This is a genomic window from Hamadaea sp. NPDC050747 (assembly GCF_040654195.1).
Lineage (GTDB): Bacteria > Actinomycetota > Actinomycetes > Mycobacteriales > Micromonosporaceae > Hamadaea.
Map to the genome: position 1 here is coordinate 610,536 of NZ_JBFAHM010000003.1, position 7,482 is coordinate 618,017.

The 7,482-nt window shown below is 70.1% G+C and carries 6 protein-coding genes; 1 reads left to right on the forward strand and 5 read right to left on the reverse strand.

The features are described from left to right. Positions 1–218: 218 nt before the first annotated feature. From AB0H43_RS09145 to AB0H43_RS09165, 5 genes are all read right to left on the reverse strand, one after another. Complete coding sequence (locus tag AB0H43_RS09145; RefSeq protein WP_290867797.1) at positions 219–806, reverse strand: ATP/GTP-binding protein; 588 nt, start codon at positions 804–806, stop codon at positions 219–221. Between the two features lies 1 nt (position 807). Further along, a complete protein-coding gene (locus tag AB0H43_RS09150; protein WP_359998571.1) occupies positions 808–1,179 on the reverse strand; it encodes a DUF742 domain-containing protein in 372 nt (123 codons plus the stop codon). Positions 1,180–1,249: 70 nt separating this feature from the next. Continuing rightward, a complete protein-coding gene (locus AB0H43_RS09155) occupies positions 1,250–1,654 on the reverse strand; it encodes a roadblock/LC7 domain-containing protein (RefSeq protein WP_253758077.1) in 405 nt (134 codons plus the stop codon). After that, entirely contained in the window at positions 1,651–5,010 is a 3,360-nt protein-coding gene (locus tag AB0H43_RS09160; protein ID WP_359998574.1) for a nitrate- and nitrite sensing domain-containing protein, read from the reverse strand. The genes AB0H43_RS09155 and AB0H43_RS09160 overlap by 4 nt, the downstream gene beginning before the upstream one ends. Before the next feature lie 335 nt (positions 5,011–5,345). After that, on the reverse strand, positions 5,346–6,431 hold the full coding sequence (locus AB0H43_RS09165) for an adenosine deaminase (protein ID WP_359998576.1): 1,086 nt from the start codon (positions 6,429–6,431) through the stop codon (positions 5,346–5,348). Positions 6,432–6,454: 23 nt separating this feature from the next. Between AB0H43_RS09165 and AB0H43_RS09170 the strand changes: the two genes are divergently transcribed. After that, positions 6,455–7,261 carry a putative RNA methyltransferase gene (locus AB0H43_RS09170; protein WP_359998578.1) on the forward strand — a complete coding sequence of 269 codons (807 nt, stop codon included), beginning with the start codon at positions 6,455–6,457 and terminating at the stop codon, positions 7,259–7,261. The last annotated feature ends 221 nt before the right edge of the window (positions 7,262–7,482 follow it).

The window sequence follows — 7,482 nt, forward strand, 5'->3', positions numbered from 1 at the left end:
AATCTGGTTACGCGTCCTATAGTTGGCCAAATTGCCCCCCTACAACCCTGATCCAGCGACCAAAGCGGCCAGCGCCCGAAGCGGCCAGCGCCCAAAGCGGCCGGCGCCCAAAGCGGCCAGCGCCCAAAGCGGCCAGCGCCCAAAGCGGCCAGCGCCCAAAGCCGCAGATGCGGAAAAGAGCGGCTCCCGTCAGGGGGCCGCTCTTTTCGTGGTCAGCGTCAGGCCGGAATACCGGTACGCGTCCGCCGCATGCTCAGCACGTACTCCACCAGGCCGATCAGCACCTGCTTGGTGGACTCCCGGCCGCGGGCGTCGCACGGCAGCACCGGAACCTCCGGGGAGATCGCGAGCGCGTCGCGAACGTCCTGCTCGGAGTGGTACTGCGTGCCGTCGAAGCAGTTGATCGCGACGACGTACGGCAGCTTGCGGTGCTCGAAGAAGTCGATCGCCGCGAAGCAGTCGGCCAACCGCCGGGTGTCGACGAGGACGACCGCACCGATCGCACCCCGCACCAGCTCGTCCCACATGAACCAGAACCGGGTCTGGCCGGGCGTACCGAACAGGTACAGGATCAGGTCGCGGTCGATCGAGATCCGGCCGAAGTCCATCGCGACCGTGGTCGTCGTCTTGCCCGGCACCTGCCGGGTGTCGTCGACCCCGACGCCCGCAGACGTCATGATCGCTTCGGTGGTCAGCGGGGTGATCTCCGATACCGAGCCGACCAGCGTGGTCTTGCCCACGCCGAAGCCACCGGCGATGACGATCTTCGCCGAGGTCACCCGTCCCGCGTTAGGACGGTGCGACATTTCAGAGCCTCCGAAGTCCACTCAGCACCCTCTCCAGCAACTCAGTGCCTACTGCGTCATTGGTCTCGAACGAGGTCGGCTCATAGACCGCGACGAGGCCATCCGCGGCCATATCAGCGATGAGAACCCGCGCCACGCCGAGCGGCAGCTGCATCCGCGCCGCGATCTCGGCCAGCGACTGCAGGCGGCCGTCGCACAGTGAGGCGATGTGCTGGTGTTCCCGGCCCGCGCCTTTGGTCGACTGTGCCGACCGGCCTCGCATGGTCGTCTCCACCAGCGCTTCGATCGCGATTTCCAGCCTGGGCCGGGTGCGACCTCGGGTAACGGCGTACGGCCGAACCAGCGCACCGGTCGGTTCTTCGCGTTCAACCATCTAGCCGTTCACCCCCTTCCAAACCCGCTGTGGACCCTCCACGGCGGGTTGGTACCGCTCGCGTGTTCAGTTAGTTGAGCATGCCCGCCGCCGCCCGCGGCGCCGGCGTGAGCGCGTCGCCCACCCGGTCCACCAGCAGCGCCATCTCGTAACCGACCTGGCCGACGTCGCAACTGCGCGCGGCGAGAACGGCGAACGACGAACCGTCCGAAATGGACATCAGGAACAGGAACCCGTTGTCCATCTCCACGACGGTCTGGAGGACAGCCCCGCCCTCGAAGCACCGAGCGGCGCCCTGGGTCAGGCTGACCAGGCCGGAGGAGATCGCCGCCAGCTGGTCGGCTCGGTCCCGCGGCAGGTCACGTGACGACGCCAGGAGCAGGCCGTCGGCGGAGACTGCGACCGCGTGGGCGACTCCGGGGACGCGATCCGCGAAGTTGGCCAGAAGCCAACCCAGATCCTGCGTTGATGTCATGCCTCATGCTCCTTGCCACCTTGCCGCCCGTTCGGGTGCGAACCAGCGGTCGAGTCATCGTCTTTCTGCTGCGTACGGCCTCGCTGCACACCGCGGTGGTATGCGGAGAGCAGGCCGCGAACACCCTCGGGCGTACGCCGCTCCAGCGTCGTGCCGCCCTTGTCCACACCACCGGGGACCAGCTGCGCCATCGGAACCCGCTTGGGCAGGCCGGAGCCGGTCACCTCGCTCGCGTCCTCGTTCGTCGCGGACGCGGCGGCCGTGGCGGCCTTCCAGCCGTCGTCGGCGATCGTCTGCCAGCTCGGCGCGTACGGCGCCGGAACCGTGTAGCCCGAGGGCCGGTCGTTGCTCCCCATGCCTGCACTACCCGCCATCGTGCTCGAACGCTGTTGCTCCGCTCCGTCCCGCGAGCCCCCGCCGGCAACCGTCGGATACTGCCCCGTGGCCTGCTCGGTCGCGGGAACGGTGGCGTACTGCCCGGCCGCCGTCTCCGCGGTGATCCGGGGGAACTGCGCCGTCGCCGAGGCGTCGGCGGCGTCGGCCAGCTCACCGGCGGCCGGCTTGCGCGTCCGGAACCAGGCCGACTCCAGCTCACGGAAGATCGGCAGTTCCATCGTCTCGTCGGCCGGCGGCACCTGCCGTTCCGGCATGGCCGGAGCGGGCGGCACGTACGCGAGGGTCGGCCGCGGCTCCGCCTGGGCCGCCGGAACGGCCGGGTAGTCCGGCGTCCGCTCGGTCGGGCGCTGCGGCAGCGCCTCGCCGATGGACGGCGTGACCGGGATGTTGGGCGTCGTCGGCATGGTGACCGGCGGCCAGACCGGCAGCGACGGAGCCGTCGGCGTGGCGCTCCCCGGTCCACTGACCGGGGTCGAACTGACCGGAGCCGAGCTGACCGGGCTGGAGCTGACCGGTACGCCGCTGACGGGGTAGCCGCTGACCGGAGCACCGCTGACCGGGTAGCCGCTGACCGGGACGCTGCTGATCGGCGGCGTACCCGTCGTCGGCATCGCCTCGGGCGAGGTCGGCATCTGGCGCGGGATGCCCACGCCGTCGGACATCAGCTCACCGTCGACCGTCCAGTTCTCCTGCGGACGGCGGGTCGGCAGTGGATCGTGGTCGGGCGCGCCGGAGCCGTTGACCGGGGCGGCCGAGCGGCCGTTGGCCCCGGTGAGGTCGGACCACGCGGGCATCGAGCGGCCGTTGACCGGCTCGGGCATCGGCGGGACGACCGGAGCGGACGGAGCTTCGAACACCCGCGGCGGGGGCTGCTCGTACGCCGGGCGACCGGCCGGCCCGGGGCGCTGCGGCGGCGTCTGCCGCTGCACCGGCCCGCTCTCCAGCGCCAGCGGCTGGGCGAACGGCGACCGCGGCGGCGTCTGGGCCGGCTGTGGCTGCGGGGTGACGGGTCGGCTCGGGGCCTGGCCCCGGCCGGAGAGCGCCCGCGGCACGAGCACCGACTGCGGCAGCGTCACGTCGGCGATGGTGCCCCGGTCGGTGGCCGGCCGCAGCTCGGTCTTGACGCCGTGGCGGGCGGCGAGCCGCGCGACCACGACGAGGCCCATCATCCGGGAGACCGCCACGTCGACCATGGGCGGCGTCGCGAGCCGCTCGTTGATGTCGGCCAGCATCTCGTTGGAGATGCCGATGCCCTGGTCCTCGACGTAGAGGACGGCGCGGTCGCCGACCCGCCGCGCCTCGACCATGACGATCGAGTCCGGCGGCGAGAACGCGGTCGCGTTGTCGAACAGCTCGGCGACGAGGTGGACGAGGTCGTTGACGGCGTGCGAGGCGACCTCGATGTCCCGGTCGACCGTGCCGAACTCGATGCGGGTGTAGTGCTCGACCTCGGACTGCGCGGCGCGGAGCACGTCCACGAGGGACGCCGGGTCACGCTGGACCCGGGTCGAGTCGGCGCCGGCGAGCACCAGGAGGTTCTCGTCGTTACGGCGCATTCGGGTGGCCAGGTGGTCGAGCTGGAACAGCTCGGCCAGGCGGTCCGGGTCCTCCTCGCCGCGTTCGAGCCGGTCGAGGTGGCCGATGAGCCGGTCGACCAGGATCTGCGAACGACGGGCCAGGTTGACGAACATCGTCGCGACCGAGGACCGCAGGGCGGCCTGCTCGGCCGCGGTACGCACGGCTTCCAGGTGGACGGCGTTGAACGCCTCGGTCACCTGACCGAACTCGTCGGAGCTGCGGACCGGCAGCGGATCGGCGATCTGGGTCGCGACCTGGGCCGGGGACAGCTGCGCGGAGATCGAGGGGTCCCGCAGCCGGGCGACCGCCTGGGGCAGCCCGTACTGGGCGACGTTGAGCGCGCCGTGGCGCAGTTCGCGCAGCGAGCGGGCCATCGAGCGGGCGACGAGCCAGGCGAACAGAATCGCCAGGATGAGCGCGCCGAGCAGCAGACCGGTCTGGACGAGGACCTGCCGGGTGACGTTGTCACGCACGCGGGTCGCCTCGGCCGCCGCGTCGGCGTCGACCTTCTCCTCGACCTTGCGGACGAGGTCGGCCGCCTCCGAGTGCGACTGGTCCCAGTTCTGGGCGGTGAACGCCAAGGTGGACATCTGGGTCGAGCTCATCGATTCGATCAGACCCTGGTCGAGGCTGACCTCACGGAACGCCCGGCCGCTGGTGCGCGTGGTCCAGACTTCGAACTCATCGGCCGTCGCGAGCAGCTTGAACGCGTTGAACGCCTGCTCGGAGCCCATCAGGGTGGCGATGTAGTCGTCTTTCCACTGGGTCGTCATGTTGCCGCTGGCGAACGCGTTGAGAATGACGATCCGCTTCTGCGCCTGATATTCCTTGTACTTCGCGAGCTGCGCGCCGGCCTGCATGCGCTCGGACAGCGCGGTGTCGCCGGCCAGCCGGGCGGTGTAGTCCCGCAACTGGTTCAGGTCACCGATGATCGAGCTGTAGGTGGACGCGACGTCACTCGACACGGACTTGGCGTTCTTCGTGCTGTCCCGGACCGGGCCGAGCGCCTGCAGACCCTGCGTGACATTCTCCAGGGTCGCGGTGAACTTGGCCGGCAGACCGTCGGTCGACAGCGACTGCACCTGCTGGAGGTAGTCGTCCTTGGCCTTGTCCGTCGCCGAGATGACCTGGTCGAGCGCGCTCAACGCCGTCTGGCGGGCGGCCTTGTCGGTGCCGGCGCCCAGCGCCATGACCGCCTTGGCCCGCTCCTCCTGCAGCTCGTGGGTGAGTTCCCCGGCCTCGGTGTTGAGGTTGGCGAAGGTACGCGCGCGGTCCGCCAGCTCGACCGTATCCATCTGGCCGACGAGACCGTTGACACCGACGACGATGGTGGCCAGCGTGGGCACCACCATGATGAGACCCAGTTTGGCCCAGATGGGCATGTCCCGGAGTCGACCCGCCGGTCGACGGAGACGCGAAAGGACCGAACTCTCCGATCCTGGCCGCTTGCTCACGTCACCGTCCTTCCCACAACGGGCCGCCTTCGGCCCGCAGCGCTCGCTGGCCCCGCACACGCTACCCACAGTCGTGGGCGATCCGCCACGCCGTTGCTCAGCAATCAACTGCCGACCGCGTTAAGGCCGACCCCCGAGATTCCATCACGTTGGGCGATAAAGCAAAAGGCCAGCCTGCCCCAGTTCCCACAACTGGGGAGAAACATCAGGACACTTGGGTAATACCGCGCTGGCGACATCCCACCAAAAGTCACTGACGGTGACTACGCGGTTCCGATCAGCTTCGCGTACGCCGGCTTGATGACGTCGTTGATGATGGCCAGCCGCTCGTCGAACGGGATGAACGCGCTCTTCATCGCGTTGATGGTGAACCATTGCAGCTCCGGCCAGCCGTAGCCGAAGGCCTCCACCAGCAGCGCCATCTCCCGGCTCATCGACGTGCCGCTCATGAGCCGGTTGTCGGTGTTGACGGTGACCCGGAAGCGCAGATCCCGTAGGAGGCCGATCGGGTGCTCGGCGATCGACGCGGCGGCGCCGGTCTGCACGTTCGAGGATGGACAGAGTTCCAGCGGAATCCGCTTATCTCGGACATAAGCCGCCAAGCGCCCGAGCTGCCGGCGTCCGGGTTCCCCGGTGATGTCGTCGACGATCCGCACCCCGTGCCCGAGCCGGTCGGCGCCGCACCACTGAATGGCCTGCCAGATGGAGGGCAGGCCGAAGGCCTCGCCGGCGTGGATGGTGAAGTGAAAATTCTCACGCTGTAGATATTCGAAAGCATCGAGGTGACGAGTGGGCGGGTAGCCCGCCTCGGCGCCGGCGATGTCGAAGCCGACCACCCCGGCGTCCCGGTAGGCCACTGCCAGCTCGGCGATCTCCATCGACCGGGCGGCGTGCCGCATCGCCGTCAGCAGGCAGCCGATCCGGATGGTCCGGTCCTGCGCGGCGGCCTGCGCGGTGCCCTCGGCGAACCCCTCCAGCACCGCCTCGACCACCTCGGCCAGCGTCAGCCCGTTCTCCAGGTGCTGCTCGGGGGCGTACCGGACCTCGGCGTAGACCACGCCGTCCAGGGCCAGGTCGAGGGCGCACTCGGCGGCCACCCGGCGCAGCGCCGCCTTGGTCTGCATGACCGCCACGGTGTGCCCGAAGGTCTCCAGGTAGCGCTCCAGCGAACCGGAGTCGGCGGCGGCGGAGAACCAGCGCCCGAGCGCGTCCGGATCCGTCTCCGGCAGCTCGTGGCCGATCTCGGCGGCCAGCTCGACGATGGTCGCGGGACGCAGGCCGCCGTCGAGGTGGTCGTGGAGCAGGGCCTTCGGGGCGTTGACGAGCTCGGCGTAGCTGGGTGCGACCATGTGATGACGATATCGGAGACCGCATGATCACATCCGTTCTGGCCGCCCTGCGCTGCCCCGTCTGCCAGGAGACGCTCCAGCCCGCGGACGGCTCGCTGCGCTGCCCGCGCGGCCACAGCTTCGACCGCGCCCGGCAGGGCTACGTCCACCTCGGCGCGGGGCGCAAGCTGCCCGAGGGCGACACGGCTGAGATGGTCGCCGCCCGGTCCGCGTTCCTCCAGGCCGGTCACTACCAAGGGGTACGCACAGCGGTGGCGCGCCTCGTTCCCCCGTCGGCGACGCTGATCGCCGACATCGGCGCGGGCACCGGCTACTACCTGGCCGGGGCGCTGGACGCCGCGCCGGAGGCCGCCGGGATCGCCCTTGACGTGGCCAAACCCGCGTTGCGCCGGGCGGCTCGCGTACATCCCCGGGCCGAAGCCGTGCTCGCCGACGTGTGGGCCGGGCTGCCGCTGGCCGACGGGTGCCTCGACGTCCTGCTGAACGTTTTCGCGCCCCGCAACGGGGCGGAGTTCCGCCGTGTCCTGCGCCCGGACGGCCGCCTGGTGGTCGTCACGCCGCTGCCGCAGCACCTCGCCGAGCTGCGGGACCGCTACGGCCTGCTCGACGTCGACCCGGACAAGGCCGAGCGGCTGGCCGCCACCCTGCGGGAGTTCGACCTGGTGGAGGCGGAAGAGCTGACGTTCTCGCTCCAGCTGACCCCAGAAGAGGTACGCGCCCTGGTCGGGATGGGTCCCAACGCCTTCCATTCGGCCGCGCCGGACGCCGACGCCGTCACCACGGTCACCGCCGCCGTCCGCGTCGCCGCCTACGCCCTAGCCGACCGTTAGCGCTGGATCAGGGTTCCGGGTCGAATCTTGGCTCAAGATTCGACCGCGAACCCTGATCCAGCGCCATGCGTCCAGCGCCATGCGTCCAGCGCCATGCGTCCAGCGCCATGCGTCAGCGACAAGGGGTTAGACATCCCATGCGGCTGGACTGTCAAGCGGCGAGTTGTTGGTCTTGCTGGTTGCTGGTCCAGGCGGTGGCTTCGTCGTAGGGCGTGCTGGTC